Source organism: Solwaraspora sp. WMMD792 (assembly GCF_029626105.1).
Lineage (GTDB): Bacteria > Actinomycetota > Actinomycetes > Mycobacteriales > Micromonosporaceae > Micromonospora_E.
The window spans coordinates 104,414-119,547 of the sequence record NZ_JARUBH010000009.1 but is presented as its reverse complement, the minus strand read 5'-3'; the positions used below and the strand labels follow the sequence as shown (position 1 = coordinate 119,547).

Genomic DNA, 15,134 nt, shown 5'->3' with positions numbered 1-15,134 from the left:
CGGCTAGGACGCGGTGGCCGGGACGTCCGTTCCCGCCGCCGCTGCCTTCATGTCCCGGCGCAGCTCCGACGGCAGCGAGAAGGTGATCGTCTCCTCGACCGTGGTGACCTGCTCGACGTCGGTGAAACCCCGTGCGGCGAGGTGGTCGACCACCTGGTGCACCAGTTCGTCGGGAACGCTGGCACCGGAGGTCAGACCGACGGTGGTCGCGTCGGCCAGCCAGGCGTCGTCGATCTCGTGGGCGAAGTCGATCAGGTAGCCGGCGCGGGCCCCGGCGTCGATCGCCACCTCGACCAGCCGCACCGAGTTGGACGAGTTACGGGAACCCACCACCAGCACCACGTCGCACTCGGCCCCGATCTGCTTGATCACCTGCTGGCGGTTCTGGGTGGCGTAGCAGATGTCGTCGGTCGGCGGCGACTGCAGCATCGGCAGCCGTCGCTTGAGGCGGGCGACCGTCTCCATGGTCTCGTCGACCGACAAGGTGGTCTGCGACAGCCAGACCACCTTGTCCGGGTCCCGTACGGTGATCTTGTCGGCGTCGTCCGGGCCGTCGACCAGTTGGATGTGCGCCGGGGCCTCGCCGGAGGTGCCGACCACCTCCTCGTGGCCCTCGTGGCCGATCAGCAGGATGTCGTAGTCCTGCGCGGCGTACCGGCGGGCCTCCTGGTGGACCTTGGTCACCAGCGGGCAGGTGGCGTCGATCGCCTTCAACGAGCGGGCCTTCGCCTGCCGGTGCACCTCGGGGGCGACGCCGTGCGCGGAGAAGACCACGGTCGAGCCGTGCGGGACCTCCTCGTTCTCCTCGACGAAGATCGCGCCCTTGGCCTCCAGGGTCGAAACCACATGCTTGTTGTGCACGATCTGCTTGCGTACGTAGACCGGGGCGCCGTACAGCTTCAGCGCCTCCTCGACGGTCTGCACCGCGCGGTCGACGCCGGCACAGTAGCCACGGGGGTTGGCCAGCAGCACCCGCTTGCGGTGGACCGGTTTCGCGTCAGGCTCGCTCACCCGGCCGAGTCTACGTGCCGTGGACCACGACGGCAGCGTGGCCGACCGGCGGGACCGACCGGGGCTGACCGGGGCCGACCGGCATTCGCCGACCGGCGGGGCGAGCGGCGATGGTGTCACCGCCCGCCCGTACCCTTGCCGGGTGACCGACACCGACGCGACGCCGCGCAGCAGCGCGGACGAGCCGTGGCCGGTCCGGGTGGTCAGCCAGAAGATCAGCGCCTGGATCGGCCGGCTCGGCTGGGTGTGGGTCGACGGGCAGGTCGCGCAGATCAGCCGGCGGCCCGGCGCGACCACGGTGTTCCTGACCCTGCGTGACCCGTCGGCCGATCTCAGCCTGACCATCACCACCAACCGTGACGTGCTCGACCTCGGCGCGCCGGAGCTGACCGACGGCGCCCGGGTGGTGCTGCGCGCCAAGCCGGAGTTCTACCCGGCCCGGGGCACGCTCAGCCTGCGCGCCGACGAGATCCGCCAGGTCGGCCTCGGTGAGCTGCTGGCCCGGCTGGAGAAGCTGAAGAAGCTGCTGGCCGCCGAGGGATTGTTCGACCGGGCCCGCAAGCGCCGCCCGCCGTTCCTGCCGCAGCGGATCGGGCTGATCACCGGCCGGGCGTCGGCCGCCGAGCGGGACGTGCTGACCAACGCCCGCCGACGCTGGCCGGCGGTCGACTTCCGGGTGGTCAACGTGGCCGTGCAGGGCTCCGGCGCGGTGCCCCAGATGATCGACGCGCTGGCGGTGCTCGACGCGGATCCGTCGATCGACGTGATCGTCATCGCCCGGGGCGGCGGCAGCGTCGAGGACCTGCTGCCGTTCTCCGACGAGGCGCTGTGCCGGGCGGTGTTCGGCTGCCGCACCCCGGTGGTCAGCGCCGTCGGTCACGAGACGGACACACCGCTGCTCGACTACGTGGCCGACGTCCGGGCGTCCACGCCGACCGACGCCGGCAAACGGCTGGTGCCCGATCTGGCCGAGGAGCTACGGCTGATCGCCCTGGCCCGGCACCGGCTGGACCGGGCGGTGACCGGTCTGCTCGACCGGGAGACGCACCGGCTGGAGATGATCCGGTCCCGGCCGGTGCTCGCCCGGCCACAGGTGCTGTTGGACGGGCGGGCCGGCGAGGTCGACGCGCTGCGGGACCGGGCCACCCGCTGCCTGGCGCACCGGTTGTCCGCCGGCACCGCCGAGCTGGGACACACGTTGGCCCGGCTGCGCGCGCTGTCACCGGCCGCGACCCTCGACCGGGGGTACGCGATCGTGCAGGACGCCGCCGGCACGGTGGTCCGCTCCCCCGCCGACGTCGCCGCCGGCGACCCGCTGCGGCTGCGACTGGCCGGCGGCGAGCTGCCGGCCGTCGCGGCCCGACCCGAATGAGTGAGGCATCAGGTGACCACGAAGAAGGCAGCTGACCGCGGTACGGCGACCGGACCGAGGAACGCCGCAGCGGCTGGACCGGCGGGCGGCGCAGCGGCTGGACCGGCGGGCGGCGCGCTGGCGGCGGATTCGCTGAGCTACGAGCAGGCCCGCGCCGAGTTGGCCTCGGTGGTGGAGCGGCTGGAGTCCGGCGGCACCACGTTGGAGGAGTCGCTGGCGCTGTGGGAGCGCGGCGAGCAGCTGGCCGCCGCCTGTCAGCGCTGGCTGGACGGGGCCCGCCAGCGACTCGACGCCGCCCGCGGTGCCCGCTCCACCGACAGCTGAGCGGTCCGGAACTCACTCACGTACAACGGCATTTCGCCGCAATCCGGTCACGATCTTGCAAAATCGATAGACGTCATCTTATCCTCGCAGGAGGAAAGCGCTTTCCGAAGATTGGGCAACGGTGTGCTGCAGCACACCGGCGGCGTGGGACGTGAGGACGGTCCGGGTGACCTCGCGCCCTCAACACTGACGACCCCGCGTCCACGGGGCCCGATGAGCCGCCGGCTCGTCCACATCACCAAGAGCACCGCACCTGGGTCGAGGCGTCCCTGCCCCAGCCGCCGCCGTCGCGGGCCGATGGCCGTCCGTCGACGGCCGGGCAACGGCCACACCGGCGCTGCCGGCAGGTTGACCACGGGCTGCAACCGCGTGCCGCACCGGCTTTACCGGGCGGCACGACTCCTCCAGCAGTCGAACCGATTCCAGCAGTCAAGATGAAGGCGAGACAACGATGAGACGACCAGTCGCGCTGCGACTCCTCGCCGGGCTGGCCACCACGGCCGTGGCCGGCACGATCGGCCTGGCACTGGCGATCCCGCAGGCCTCGGCGGCAACCGGCAGCGCCACCGGCTTCGCGACCCAGAACGGCGGCACCACCGGTGGCGCGGGCGGCCAGACCGTACGGGTCAGCACCGGTACCGCCCTGCACACGGCCCTGTGCAACCGGGCCAGCAGCAGCACCCCGATCGTCATCGAGGTCCAGGGGACGATCAACCACGGCAACACCAGCAAGGTCTCCGGCGACAGCTGCAACACCGCCGACGACGTGATCGAGCTCAAGCAGATCAGCAACGTGTCGATCATCGGCGTCGGCAGCGGAGCGGTCTTCGACCAGATCGGCATCCACATCCGCGAGGCCCGCAACATCATCATTCAGAACGTGACGGTCCGTAACGTCAAGAAGTCGGGCTCGCCGACCTCCAACGGCGGCGACGCCATCGGCATGGAGGCCGACGTCCGCAACATCTGGGTCGACCACGTCACGCTGGAGGCCTCCGGCGGCGAGTCGGAGGGCTTCGACGGCCTGTTCGACATGAAGAACAACACGCAGTACGTGACCCTGTCGTACAGCACCCTGCGCAACTCGGGCCGGGGCGGCCTGATCGGGTCCAGCGAGAGCGACCGGTCCAACGGCTACGTGACGTTCCACCACAACCTGTACGAGAACATCGACTCCCGCACCCCGCTGCTGCGCGGCGGCATCTCGCACATCTACAACAACTACTACGTCGACCTGCACGAGTCCGGCATCAACTCGCGGGCCGGCGGACGCGCCAAGGTGGACAACAACTACTTCGAGGACTCGAAGGACGTGCTGGGCACGTTCTACACCAGCGAGGCCGGCTACTGGCAGGTCAGCGGGAACATCTACGACAACGTGACCTGGTCGTCCCGCAGTGGCGACACCAACCCGGCCGGGCCGAACCCGCAGTCCAACACCAGCGTCAGCATCCCGTACCCGTACAGCCTGGACGGGGCGAGCTGCGTGCCGAACCTGGTCCGCCAACTGGCCGGCGCCAACAAGGGCAACCGGGTGTCCAACGGCAGCTGCAGCCCGCAGACGCCGGGTCCGGACCCGACCACCCCGGGCCCGAACCCGACCACCCCGCCGCCGAACCCCACCACTCCCCCGCCGAACCCGACCAACCCGCCGGGCGGGACGAACCTCAGCATCGGGGCCGGCTCGGACGGCTCGAGCAAGGCCAGCGGGACCAGCTACGGCGACGTCCGCGACGGCGACATGGGCAGCTACTGGTCGCCGAACGGCTCCACCGGACGCATCTCGATCAAGTGGGACGCCGACATCGTCGTCTCCTCGGTCAACATCCGGGAGGCGTCGGGTGCGGTCGGCAACATCGGGTCGTGGCGGTTGTACGACCACGACAGCGGCGCGACGCTGGCGACCGGAAGCGGAGCCGGCGTGATCACCTTCGCGCCGACCGCGCTACGCAAGATCAGCTTCGAGATCACCGGATCGAGCGGCACGCCGAGGGTCGCCGAATTCGAGACGTACGCCTGACGAGGGGTACGCGCATGACAAGGCACGCCTGACGAGGCACGCCTGACGAGGCACGCCTGACGACGAGCCGAACACCAGATACCTTTCCGACCTCGGATCAGGTATCTGGTGTTCGGCTCATGCCGGCGGATCACCGGTCGTCGTGGTGGCCGGCTCGGAGACGTGGGCGCTGACGATGCGCCAGCCGGCCGCGCAGCGTACCCAGGTCTGCGACTGCCGGCCGGAGACGGTGCCGCCGGGATAGTCGAACCGGCAGGTCACCACCGCGAAGTCGGTGCCGAAGGTGGTGATCAGCACGTCGTGCAGCCGCCGGCCGGGCGGCAGCGGTGGCTGGGAAGCCCGCCACCGGCGCTGCTCCTCGATGCCGTACTGGTGGTCGGCGACGCCGAACCGCACCGTGTGCTCCGACGACCAGAAGAAGCCGACGATCGCCGCGACGTCGTTGTCGACCAGTGCCTTCTCGTAGCCGGCGAAGGCCGCCCGGACCTCGGCGCGCGTCGCCGGACGGTTCACCTCGCGCGTCACGGCGTGGCCGGGGCGAGGGCGGCGAGCAGGTCCGCCGAGTCGGCGACCCAACCGAAGATGCCGCCCTGCGCGGCGATCATCTCCAGGCCGATCGAGTGGAACCGGGGGAAGTACGACCCGACGCAGTCGGCCAGCACCAGGCACTCGTAGCCGCGGTCGTTGGCCTCCCGGACCGTGGTGTGCACGCAGACCTCGGTGGTCACCCCGGTGACCAGCAGGCTGGTAACCGACCGTTCCCCGAGCAGTCCGTCGAGCTCGGTGGCGTAGAAGGCACCCTTGCCCGGTTTGTCGATCACCAGTTCGCCGCCGACCGGCGCGAGCTCGTCGATGATGTCGTGGCCGTACTCGCCGCGGATCAGGATCCGACCGAACCGACCGGGGTCGCCGATCCGCTGGCGCGGCGCGCCCCGCCGCAGCTTCGCCGGCGGGCAGTCGGACAGGTCCGGCAGGTGCCCTTCCCGGGTGTGCACGACGGTCAGGCCGGCCGCGCGGGCGGCGGCGAGCACCCGCCGCAGCGGAGCGATGGTACGGCGCAACTGCGTGACGTCGTTGCCGAGGCTCTCACCGAATCCGCCCGGCTCCAGGAAGTCGCGCTGCATGTCGATGACGAGCAACGCGGTGGTGGCCGGCTCGAAGGTGTACGTGGCCGGCCGGGCCGGCACCCGCACCGACCGCTCCGCCTCCGGACCGTTCACCGCCCGGTCGCCGCGATCACGTCGTCGGCGGTGGCCACCGCGCCGAAGACCCCGCCCTGCATGGTCACCATCTTCAGGGCGGCGGTGTGGTTGCCCGGGTCGGTGGCGCCGGTGCAGTCGGCGAGGATCAGGCACTCGTAGCCGCGGTCGTTGGCCTCCCGCATCGTCGTGTGCACGCAGACGTCGGTGGTGATCCCGGTGAGCAGCAGGTGGGTGATCCCGTGGGTACGCAGCACCAAATCCAGGTTGGTGGCGTAGAAGGCACCCTTGCCCGGCTTGTCGACGATCACCTCACCGTCGACCGGGGCGACCTCGGGCACGATCTCCCAGCCCGGCTCGCCCTTGATCAGAATCCGGCCGCACGGGCCGGGCCCGCCGATCTCGGCGCCGATCCGGGCCGACCGCCACTTCTTGTTGGCCGGCAGGTCGGACAGGTCGGGGGCGTGCCCCTCGCGGGTGTGCACGACCAGCATGCCCAGGGAGCGAGCGTGCGCCAGCAGCCGGGCGGTGGCCGGCAGGCCGGCCCGGGTCAGGCCGATGTCGTAGCCCATGGCGTCGACGTAACCGCCGGGGCCGCAGAAGTCGGTCTGCCAGTCGATGCAGAGCAGCGCGGCCCGCTCGACCCGTACGGTTCCGTCGTACGGCCAGGCGTAGGGCTCCGCCTTGACCGGACCGATCAGGGCCATCGCGCCTCCTTCGTCGATACAGTCGATTGTCGACCGTACTGTTTCCGAAAGCGGCTCCCCTGGTAACGAACGTGTGACGTGATCACTGTTCAGCTCAGATAGGTACGGGCACCGTGCTCGGCCAACTCCCGGAGCACCTCGGTCGGATCCCCGGCTTCAATCGCGGCCAGCAGCCGCTCGTGCCGGTGCACCCCGTCGACCGGCTGCGCCACCTCGGCCTCCCGCCGCAGGTTGATCGCCATGTACAGCTGGAGCTTCAACAGCACCGACTCGTACACCCCGGTGAGCTGCCGGTTGCCGGCCAGGCCGACCAGCTCGACGTGGAACCGCCGATGCGCCTCGGCGACTCGCAGCCGGTCACCGACCGTGGTGGCCAGCCGCATCTGGTCGACCGCGGCCCGCAGGCCACCGAGGGCGGCGTCCCGGCGTACCGGCAGCGCCGACTCCACCGCGTGCCGCTCCAGGAGGTCGCGCACCGCGTACAGCTCCTGAACGTCGCGGTCGGACAAGGTCGCCACCCGCACGCCACGCCGTGGCACGTGCTCCACCAGGCCCTGCTCGGCGAGGAGCCGGAGCGCCTCGCGCAGCGGCGCCCGGCTGATGCCCAGCCGGCGGGTCAGATGCTCCTCGACGAGCCGTTCCCCCGGGTCGGTCTTGCCGCTGAGGATCTCGCGACGCAGCCGCCGCACCGCCAACTCCACCAGGCTCAGGCTCTCCAGCTCACCATCCACCGACGATGCGGCCACGTCGCTCACCCCGTCGAGTCTGCCATCCGCAGCCCGGAAACCGGATTCCCGGCCCAGGCAACCGCCCTGGACGGGCCGGACCCGCCGACGGATCAGCGAGGGGTGAGCGCCTCGGCCATCAGCCGCAACTCGTCGGAGTCGGCCGTGCCGACCACCAGCACACTGTGCTGCGGCGCCAGCCACACCAGCGCGCGTTCGCCGGGCCGGGCCGCGTACCGCTGCCAGGTCGTCGCCCCGATCGCCACGTCGCCCTGCGGCTGCGCGGTCGCGGTCAGCTCCGCCACCAACAGCTCCGGTGCCGGCCGTGAACTCTGCACCACCTGGACGGCGGCCCCGGCCGGGGTGACGTAGCCCACCCGCAGCGTCGGGCCGTCCGCCGCCGATGACGGCCGGAAGACCGCGCTCACCGCGACCCAGTCCGGTCCGAGGCCGACCGGCGCGTGCACCGGGAACTCGCCCGCCGCGCCGGCCTGCTCGTACGCCGGCCCGGGATCCACCGCCACCGGGTCGTCGGCACCGAGGAAGACCCGGTAGAACCCGAACACCAGCAGGATCGGTACCAGCAGGACGAGCAGCGACAGGGTGATGTCCTTCGGGGTGCGTTCGGCCCGGTCGCGCGCCGGCCTCGCCGGTCCGGTCGTCTCCATCCGCCCATCCTCCCAGCTCCTCGGCGCGGACCGACGCACGGACTGGCGGAGCGATACGCGGACCGACCTGCGGCCGGACCACTCCGCGACCACCCCACGACCACCTGGCACCGTCTTGACGTGCCAGGATTCCCTCAGGACCGGAGCCGGCGACGCTGTGCTCCGGGATGCGCCCCGCACCGTCGCGAGGAGGAGCACCGATGACTGGAACCGGCACCCGCAACCCGCAGAATCTCGACCGTAACCTGGCCCTGGACCTGGTCCGGGTGACCGAAGCCGCGGCGATGGCCGCCGGCCGGTGGGTGGGTCGGGGAGACAAGGAAGGCGGCGACGGCGCCGCAGTCGACGCGATGCGCAAACTGATCAACTCGATCCAGATGCGTGGCGTCGTCGTGATCGGCGAGGGCGAGAAGGACAACGCCCCGATGCTGTTCAACGGAGAACGGGTCGGCGACGGCTCCGGGCCGGAGGTCGACGTCGCGGTCGACCCGATCGACGGCACCACCCTGATGAGCAAGGGCATGCCGAACGCTCTCGCGGTGCTGGCGGTGGCGGAGCGGGGCGCCATGTTCGACCCCAGCGCGGTCTTCTACATGGAGAAGCTGGCGGTCGGCCCGGACTGCGCCGACGTCATCGACATCGAGGCCGGGGTGCGGGAGAACCTGCAGCGGATTGCCCGGGTCAAGAAGTCGAGCGTCTCCGACGTGACGGTGAGCATCCTCGACCGGCCCCGCCACACCGAGCTGGTGCAGGAGATCCGCGACGCCGGTGCCCGGATCCGGTTCCTGTCCGACGGTGACATCGCCAGCGCGATCTCGGCGGCCCGCGAGGAGTCCGACGTCGACGTGCTGATGGGCATCGGCGGCACCCCGGAGGGGATCATCGCCGCCTGTGCGCTGAAGTGCATGGGCGGCGCGATGCAGGCGAAACTCTGGCCACGCGACGACGCGGAGCGGGACAAGGCCATCGCCGCCGGGCATGACCTGGGCCGGGTGCTGCGCACCGACGACCTGGTCACCGGCGACAACTGCTTCTTCGTCGCCACCGGGGTCACCTCGGGTGACCTGCTGCACGGGGTGCGGTACCGCTCGGGTGGGGCGTACACCCAGTCGATCGTGATGCGCTCCAAGAGCGGCACGATCCGGGTGATCGACTCGCATCACCGGTTGGAGAAGCTGGCGCTCTACTCGGCGGTCGACTTCGACGGCCGGCCGATCGCCGAGCTCGACCTCTGACCCGGGGCGCGGTCAGGGCATGGTGAGCGGATCCGGGTCGTACGGGTCGTAGTCGCGTCGGCGGCGGAACAGGATCGCGGCGAGCACCCCGCCGACGAACCCGAAGAGGTGGCCCTGCCAGGAGATCAACGCGTCGGTCGGCAGGATGCCGACCAGCTGCCAGCCGTAGAGCAGGCCGACCAGCAGAACGACGCCGAGGTTCCACCAGGTGCGCTCGACGATGCCGCGCATCAGCACCAGACCGAGGTAGCCGAAGACGACCCCGCTGGCGCCGACCACCACGGTGTTCGGGGCACCGGTGAACCACACGCCGAGCCCGCTGACCAGGATGATCACCAGGGTGGAGTAGAGGAACCGGCGGACCCCGGCGGCCAGGACGAAGGTGCCGAGCAGGATCAGCGGGACACTGTTGCTGTAGAGGTGGTCGAAGCCGTGGTGCAGGAACGGGGCGAAGAACACCCCGTCCAGCCCGTCGATGCGCCGGGGGATGATGCCGGCGGCCAGGTCGAAGCCGGCGCTCAGCCAGACGTCGAACGCCTCGATGACGAACAGCACGGGGACGACCGCGCACATCGCGACGAACGCCCGGCCCAGCGAGGCGTAGAAGGCCTCGGTGCCGAACCGGTTCGGGTCACCACCGGAGGTCCCCATGTACGCCATCTCCTAGTAGCTATCAGGTCCGCGCAACCGACGCCAGCCGACAGCTGGCGAAAACCATACAAAAACACCGGCGGCGGTACGGACGATCAGGTCCGTACCGCCGCCGGTGACGAGTGCGACAGGTGCTGCCGACAGTCCGGGCCGGATCAGTACCAGCCGGCGTTCTGTGACTGCTGCCACGCGCCACACGGGGTGTCGTAGCGATTCTTGATGTACCCGAGGCCCCACTTGATCTGGGTCGCCGGGTTCGTCTGCCAGTCGGCGCCGGCCGCGGACATCTTGTTGCCCGGCACCGCCTGCGGGATACCGGTGGCACCGGACGCCGCGTTGTAGGCCTTGTGGTTCCAGCCGCTCTCCTTGTTCCACAGCTTGTTCAGGCAGGCGAACTGGTCGAGACCCCACCCCCTTTCCAGGGTGAGGGCGCAGCCGATCGCCCGGTTGCCGCTGAACTCGTCGCAGGACTCCGGGATCTCGCCGGTGAAGGGCACCGTCGCCGCCGGCGGCCGGGCCGCCGCCTCCTGCTGCTTCTGCTGGGTCACCTGCTCCGCCCGCTTGGCCTTGGCCGCCTCGGCCTTGGCCGTGGCGAGGGCCTTCTCCGTGGCTTCCCGTTCGGCGGTACGGCGTTGCACCGTCATCCGCTGGTGTTCGGCCCGGCGCTGGCGCAGCAGTTCGAGCTCGACCTGCTCGGCCTCGGCGGCCAGGCGGGCGTCGCTGATGCGTTGCTGGGTCTCCCGGTCGCTCTCCAGGTAGAACCCGCCGGCGACGCCTGTCACGAGCAGGCCGACGGCGAGTGCCCGGACACCGAACCGGCTCCACAGCCGACTCACGAAGTGGTCCCTTCGTCGGGGGCAAGGGCACGGCGGGCCGGGCCGGTCGACACCGCTCGCGACCGCGTGGCCGGCCGGCTGAACGGCGGCTCGCTACGGCCGCCGCCAGGTGCGGCGCGACCGTCACGTGCGGTGCGGCGGTGCGGCTGGTTCGGGCACGCCGTGAGCGCCCGACCGGGTGGGTCGCGCGTCGGCCGGCCGCGATGGTGGTCGGCTGACGCACCACCACCGACGACCCGGATATCGGTCGTCGCCGGTGCGCGCGCTCGTCGACCACCATCGCTCACGGTGAGGCCATTGGGAAACGCGGGACTTTGAATGTGATACTGGTCACGCAAATTTTCACCCTAAAGTGGGGCATAGCCCCACACCGGGCGAAGTCAGCGCGGGATGTCCTCCAACAGATCAGTAACCATTTCGGCGATGGGAGAACGCTCCGAACGGGTCAGCGTGACATGGGCGAACAGCGGATGCCCCTTCAGCGCCTCGATCACCGCGGTCACCCCGTCGTGCCGACCCACCCGCAGGTTGTCCCGCTGCGCGACGTCGTGGGTGAGCACCACCCGGGAGCCCTGTCCGATCCGGGACAGCACGGTGAGCAGGACGTTGCGTTCCAACGACTGGGCCTCGTCCACGATCACGAAGGCGTCGTGCAGGCTGCGACCCCGGATGTGGGTCAGCGGCAGCACCTCCAGCATGCCGCGGGCGAGCACCTCCTCCATCACGTTCTCGTGCACCACCGCGCCGAGGGTGTCGAAGACCGCCTGGGCCCACGGCGACATCTTCTCCGACTCGGACCCGGGCAGGTAACCGAGCTCCTGACCGCCGACGGCGTACAGCGGACGGAAGACGACGACCTTCTTGTGCCGGCGCCGTTCCATCACCGCTTCCAGCCCGGCGCACAGCGCCAGCGCCGACTTGCCGGTGCCGGCCCGACCGCCCAGCGAGACGATCCCGATCGACTCGTCGAGCAACAGGTCCAACGCGATCCGCTGCTCGGCAGAGCGACCACGCAGCCCGAACGCTTCCCGGTCGCCGCGTACCAGCCGTACCGTCTTGTCGGCCATCACCCGGCCGAGCGCGGCGCCGCCGGTGCCGTGCAGCACCAGGCCGGTGTGGCAGGGCAGCCCGGCGGCGCTGTCCAGGTCGACGGCCTCGCCCGCGTACAACTGCTTGACCTGCTCGTCGGTGGACTCCAGCTCGGCCATTCCGGTCCAGGTCGGGTCGCTGGCCTGGCCGTGCCGGTACTCGTCGGCGACCAGACCGACCGAGGCGGCCTTGACCCGCAGCGGCATGTCCTTGCTGACCAGCACCACGTCCCGGCCCTCCGCGCCCATGCTGAGCGCGACCGACAGGATCCGGGTGTCGTTGGACTCGTTGCGGAACCCCGGCGGCAGTACGTCGGTGTCGGCGTGGTTGAGCTCGACCCGCAACGTGCCGCCCGACTCGTTGGCCGGCACCGGCTGGTCCAACCGGCCATGGCGGACCCGGAGTTCGTCCAGCATCCGCAGGGACTGCCTGGCGAACCAGCCGAGCTCCGGATGGTGCCGCTTGCCTTCCAGCTCGGAGATCACCACCAGCGGGATCACCACCTCGTGCTCGGCGAACCGGTGGAACGCCCCTGGGTCGGACAGCAGGACCGAGGTGTCCAGGACGTACGCGCGGGCGGTGATTGGCGGCTCCGGTTGGGCTGGGCCGGCGGACCGGTCGGCCGACTCGGACGCGGCGGCGTCCGGGGCTCGGCGGGTCCGGCTACGGCTGGACGGGACAGCGGCGGCGGTCGGGCTCTGATCGGCCCGGGGGGTGGTACGTCGACTCGTCACAGGCCTGCTCCGTCGGGCGTGCACCCGATCCGCCCGCGATCCGGCTCCACCGGGGCCCGAAGGCACGGGTCGGATGCGGAACCCATGCGACTGCAGGTCCGGACCGTCCGGCTGGCCCGGGACGACCCCGGACCATGACTAGACGCTAGCCGCCGGATCCCGACCTCGGCTAGGCGTCAGAGCCGATCTTCGGCCCACACACCGGAGGTGAGCGGGGCAAATGGCGATCCGTACCCAGGTCCGACACACTCCGGTCACGCGACGGACACATCCGAGCCGCGCAGGCGGCCGGCCGGGATGCGCACCCCCTGCACGCATCCCGGCCGGGAGGAACTCCGGCGCGGTGACGCCGGGGTTCCCAGGCGGTGTCGCGTCCGCCTCAACACGACACCGCACTCGGGGAAAGCTCATCGCTGCGGCCGGATGGCTGCGGCCGCGGCCGGTCAGGGATGTCGGCCGGCCAGCAGTTCCGTCGAGTGCCGGCCACCGGTCCCACCGAGGTCAGGCCCACCAAGGCCTGGCCCACCGAGGTCAGGCCCACCGAGGTCAGGCCCACCGACGAAGGCCGCGCCGGTGTAGGTGGTGCCCGGACGGACCGCCAGGTCGACTCCGGCAGCCACCGGACGGGCCACCGGACGGACCGCCAGGTCGACTCCGGTGGCCACCGGACGGGTCTCCGGACGGGCTGGTTCCGGCAACACCGACGCGATCGCGGCCCGGGTCTCCCGGCGCCGCCGGGTCCACGCCCCGCGGTCACCGTCGAAGTACCCCTGCCGGTAGCCGAACCGGTAGCCGATCCGGTAGCTGAGCTGGCCGTGCAGCCGGCCGGCGGCGTAACTGGCCGAGGCCAGCAGCAACACCAGGAAGACCGCGAAGAACGAGCTCATCCGGTCGCCCCGATCTCTGGGATCATGTCTCCTCCGACTCGAACGACGTCGGGTCGTCGGTGAGCAGCCGATCGATGTCGTCGGTCCTCACCTCTTCGACCAGTTCGACGCTGATCCGGCAACCGCCCAGCACCACCTCGGCCACCGAGGCCCGCCGGATCTCCCCTCCGGCGTCGTAGACCCGCACACTCAACTCCGGACAGCCGAGGTGCGCCCGCCACGCGTTCCACTCGGATCGGTCCCCCACGTTGAGCGACAGGTGACGACACCCCCGGGCCAGGTACAGCCGCCACGGCGCGGTCAAGCCGCCGGCGACGGCGTCCGCGATCAGGCCGAAGGCCTGGGCCCGGGTAGCGAGTTCGGTCACCGCACCGTCTCCGTCACGTGTAAGCGACAACTCCACTCACTCAGCGTCTCAAGCACGTGACGTAGAGTAAAGCGTCACGCGCAAGTGACAGCATCGTCTTTTCGGGTGATTAGCGCCACCCCACTTCGTCCTTAGACTGCACCCGTGGCACCCCTCGTGACAAGGGAAGATTTCCCGACAGAGATTCACAAAGCTCTGTCACAAACGCAGTACAGAAGGCTTCCTGCCCCCAGGAAAAGCGGTGATTCGCCGTACCGTCGGCCGGTGCCGGACAGCTCCGCCGCGCGAAAGATCGCCTTCGCCGCCTTCGTACGCAAGGCGCTCGCCGACGCGCGCGCGACCCGCGCCTGGACCGGCTCGGAGGTCTCCCGGCGCACCGGCGTGTCCCGCCAGACCATCAACCGGTGGGTACGCGGCGAGTGGTCCAGTGATCCGGAGGCCGAGCGGGTGGTCTCGTTCTGCGAGGGACTGGGGATCAGCCCGACGATCGCGTTCGGCGTCCTCGGCTGGGATCGCGCCACCAGCGCCCGGCCCGCACCCTCGGCGCCGCCGATGGACCCGGACGTGGAGGCACTGCTCCGCCGGCTGGTCGACCCAAACGTTTCAGATGCGGAGAAATTTCACATCAGGGAGACGATCCGCTATCTCGCCTATCGGCCCCCACTGCCGGCCGAACCTCGCAAAGGACCCAAGCGGGCAGGGTAGTTCTCAGATGGCGAAAGAAAGCCGATCAAGCGGCCCGGTTCTGTCCCACTTGCACGCTGAGTCACGATAGCGTTCCTCTCCGTACTGCTTGGGCTCGTCATCCACGGGGACGGGACAAGGCCGGACACAGCCCGGACACAGCCCTGCGGGACAGGAGGGAGGGTCGATACCCGATGACCCTCAAATGGTCGGCAGTCGTGATCGCGGCCGTCGCGATCACGCTTTACGGCACCACGAATATCGTGGTCGCCGTCCTGAGTAGCGGCGAGGTGCCAGCGGTGGTGAACCTGTTCGTCATCGCCTGCGCGTCCGTCGCCACGCTGGTGGCGGTCATCGCGCACCTCAACGACCGACAGCAGGGACGGCTGACCGCGCTCACCGAATTCCTCGTCGCCCGGCTCAATGAAGTCGATTCACACGTCGCAGACCGCAACTCCGGCTTCGTCGAGGGCTATTTGCTCCGGCAGGGGCAGCAACACGACGCGGCAGTCGTGCAATTTCCACCGCGGATGCACGGTCGGCGACTGATGAGCGGCGGTGACGACTGACCCGCCGGGTGGTTCGCGGACCGTAGTCACCAGCGCCGACGTCCCCGAACGTTCAT

17 protein-coding genes are annotated in these 15,134 nt (G+C 70.5%); 6 read left to right on the top strand and 11 right to left on the bottom strand.

The window, feature by feature from the left end; translation table 11 throughout:
* Positions 1-3 precede the first annotated feature (3 nt).
* On the bottom strand, positions 4-1,011 hold the full coding sequence (locus O7629_RS01985) for a 4-hydroxy-3-methylbut-2-enyl diphosphate reductase (protein WP_278167126.1): 1,008 nt from the start codon (positions 1,009-1,011) through the stop codon (positions 4-6).
* 142 nt (positions 1,012-1,153) lie between these two features.
* On the opposite strand from O7629_RS01985, the gene xseA reads away from it, so the two are divergent.
* From xseA to O7629_RS01970, 3 genes are all read left to right on the top strand, one after another.
* Positions 1,154-2,383 (top strand): exodeoxyribonuclease VII large subunit, encoded by a 1,230-nt coding sequence (gene xseA / locus O7629_RS01980; protein ID WP_278167125.1) that lies wholly within the window; start codon positions 1,154-1,156, stop codon positions 2,381-2,383.
* Positions 2,384-2,500: 117 nt separating this feature from the next.
* Positions 2,501-2,707 carry an exodeoxyribonuclease VII small subunit gene (locus O7629_RS01975; protein ID WP_278174362.1) on the top strand — a complete coding sequence of 69 codons (207 nt, stop codon included), beginning with the start codon at positions 2,501-2,503 and terminating at the stop codon, positions 2,705-2,707.
* A gap of 451 nt (positions 2,708-3,158) precedes the next feature.
* Positions 3,159-4,727 carry a pectate lyase gene (locus O7629_RS01970; protein ID WP_278167124.1) on the top strand — a complete coding sequence of 523 codons (1,569 nt, stop codon included), beginning with the start codon at positions 3,159-3,161 and terminating at the stop codon, positions 4,725-4,727.
* 117 nt (positions 4,728-4,844) lie between these two features.
* On the opposite strand, the gene hpxZ is transcribed toward O7629_RS01970, so the two are convergent.
* From hpxZ to O7629_RS01945, 5 genes are all read right to left on the bottom strand, one after another.
* Positions 4,845-5,252 carry an oxalurate catabolism protein HpxZ gene (hpxZ, locus tag O7629_RS01965; protein WP_278167123.1) on the bottom strand — a complete coding sequence of 136 codons (408 nt, stop codon included), beginning with the start codon at positions 5,250-5,252 and terminating at the stop codon, positions 4,845-4,847.
* Positions 5,249-5,947: a cysteine hydrolase gene (locus O7629_RS01960; RefSeq protein ID WP_278167121.1), complete on the bottom strand. Its 699-nt coding sequence runs from the start codon at positions 5,945-5,947 to the stop codon at positions 5,249-5,251. Before O7629_RS01960 ends, hpxZ begins: the two co-directional genes overlap by 4 nt.
* Complete coding sequence (locus O7629_RS01955) at positions 5,944-6,633, bottom strand: isochorismatase family cysteine hydrolase (protein WP_278167119.1); 690 nt, start codon at positions 6,631-6,633, stop codon at positions 5,944-5,946. Before O7629_RS01955 ends, O7629_RS01960 begins: the two co-directional genes overlap by 4 nt.
* A gap of 89 nt (positions 6,634-6,722) precedes the next feature.
* Complete coding sequence (locus O7629_RS01950) at positions 6,723-7,388, bottom strand: GntR family transcriptional regulator (protein WP_278167118.1); 666 nt, start codon at positions 7,386-7,388, stop codon at positions 6,723-6,725.
* An 83-nt stretch (positions 7,389-7,471) separates the two neighbouring features.
* On the bottom strand, positions 7,472-8,026 hold the full coding sequence (locus tag O7629_RS01945; protein ID WP_278167116.1) for a DUF4245 domain-containing protein: 555 nt from the start codon (positions 8,024-8,026) through the stop codon (positions 7,472-7,474).
* A 200-nt stretch (positions 8,027-8,226) separates the two neighbouring features.
* On the opposite strand from O7629_RS01945, the gene glpX reads away from it, so the two are divergent.
* A complete protein-coding gene (gene glpX / locus O7629_RS01940) occupies positions 8,227-9,261 on the top strand; it encodes a class II fructose-bisphosphatase (protein WP_278167114.1) in 1,035 nt (344 codons plus the stop codon).
* Positions 9,262-9,273: 12 nt separating this feature from the next.
* On the opposite strand, the gene O7629_RS01935 is transcribed toward glpX, so the two are convergent.
* The 5 genes from O7629_RS01935 to O7629_RS01915 all read right to left on the bottom strand — a co-directional run bounded on the left by O7629_RS01935 (position 9,274) and on the right by O7629_RS01915 (position 13,825).
* Positions 9,274-9,921 carry a rhomboid family intramembrane serine protease gene (locus O7629_RS01935; RefSeq protein ID WP_123605391.1) on the bottom strand — a complete coding sequence of 216 codons (648 nt, stop codon included), beginning with the start codon at positions 9,919-9,921 and terminating at the stop codon, positions 9,274-9,276.
* Positions 9,922-10,067: 146 nt separating this feature from the next.
* Positions 10,068-10,748: a transglycosylase SLT domain-containing protein gene (locus O7629_RS01930; RefSeq protein ID WP_278167111.1), complete on the bottom strand. Its 681-nt coding sequence runs from the start codon at positions 10,746-10,748 to the stop codon at positions 10,068-10,070.
* Positions 10,749-11,128: 380 nt separating this feature from the next.
* Positions 11,129-12,571: a PhoH family protein gene (locus tag O7629_RS01925; RefSeq protein WP_278167109.1), complete on the bottom strand. Its 1,443-nt coding sequence runs from the start codon at positions 12,569-12,571 to the stop codon at positions 11,129-11,131.
* Positions 12,572-13,014: 443 nt separating this feature from the next.
* Positions 13,015-13,458, bottom strand: a complete 444-nt coding sequence (locus O7629_RS01920) for a hypothetical protein (protein WP_278167106.1) — start codon at positions 13,456-13,458, stop codon at positions 13,015-13,017.
* A gap of 22 nt (positions 13,459-13,480) precedes the next feature.
* Positions 13,481-13,825, bottom strand: coding sequence for a hypothetical protein (locus O7629_RS01915; protein ID WP_278167105.1), 345 nt, complete (start codon positions 13,823-13,825; stop codon positions 13,481-13,483).
* Positions 13,826-14,089: 264 nt separating this feature from the next.
* Here O7629_RS01915 and O7629_RS01910 point away from each other — a divergent pair, with 264 nt between their 5' ends.
* On the top strand, positions 14,090-14,530 hold the full coding sequence (locus tag O7629_RS01910; RefSeq protein WP_278167104.1) for an XRE family transcriptional regulator: 441 nt from the start codon (positions 14,090-14,092) through the stop codon (positions 14,528-14,530).
* 173 nt (positions 14,531-14,703) lie between these two features.
* Positions 14,704-15,078: a hypothetical protein gene (locus tag O7629_RS01905; RefSeq protein ID WP_278167102.1), complete on the top strand. Its 375-nt coding sequence runs from the start codon at positions 14,704-14,706 to the stop codon at positions 15,076-15,078.
* The last annotated feature ends 56 nt before the right edge of the window (positions 15,079-15,134 follow it).

What these genes read in the sequence shown, in the direction of transcription:
- O7629_RS01970 (WP_278167124.1), top strand. Translation starts at nt 3,159, where the DNA reads ATGAGACGACCAGTCGCGCTGCGACTCCTCGCCGGGCTGGCCACCACG.
- O7629_RS01955 (WP_278167119.1), bottom strand. Translation starts at nt 6,633, where the DNA reads ATGGCCCTGATCGGTCCGGTCAAGGCGGAGCCCTACGCCTGGCCGTAC.
- O7629_RS01945 (WP_278167116.1), bottom strand. Translation starts at nt 8,026, where the DNA reads ATGGAGACGACCGGACCGGCGAGGCCGGCGCGCGACCGGGCCGAACGC.
- glpX (WP_278167114.1), top strand. Translation starts at nt 8,227, where the DNA reads ATGACTGGAACCGGCACCCGCAACCCGCAGAATCTCGACCGTAACCTG.
- O7629_RS01935 (WP_123605391.1), bottom strand. Translation starts at nt 9,921, where the DNA reads ATGGCGTACATGGGGACCTCCGGTGGTGACCCGAACCGGTTCGGCACC.
- O7629_RS01920 (WP_278167106.1), bottom strand. Translation starts at nt 13,458, where the DNA reads ATGAGCTCGTTCTTCGCGGTCTTCCTGGTGTTGCTGCTGGCCTCGGCC.
- O7629_RS01905 (WP_278167102.1), top strand. Translation starts at nt 14,704, where the DNA reads ATGACCCTCAAATGGTCGGCAGTCGTGATCGCGGCCGTCGCGATCACG.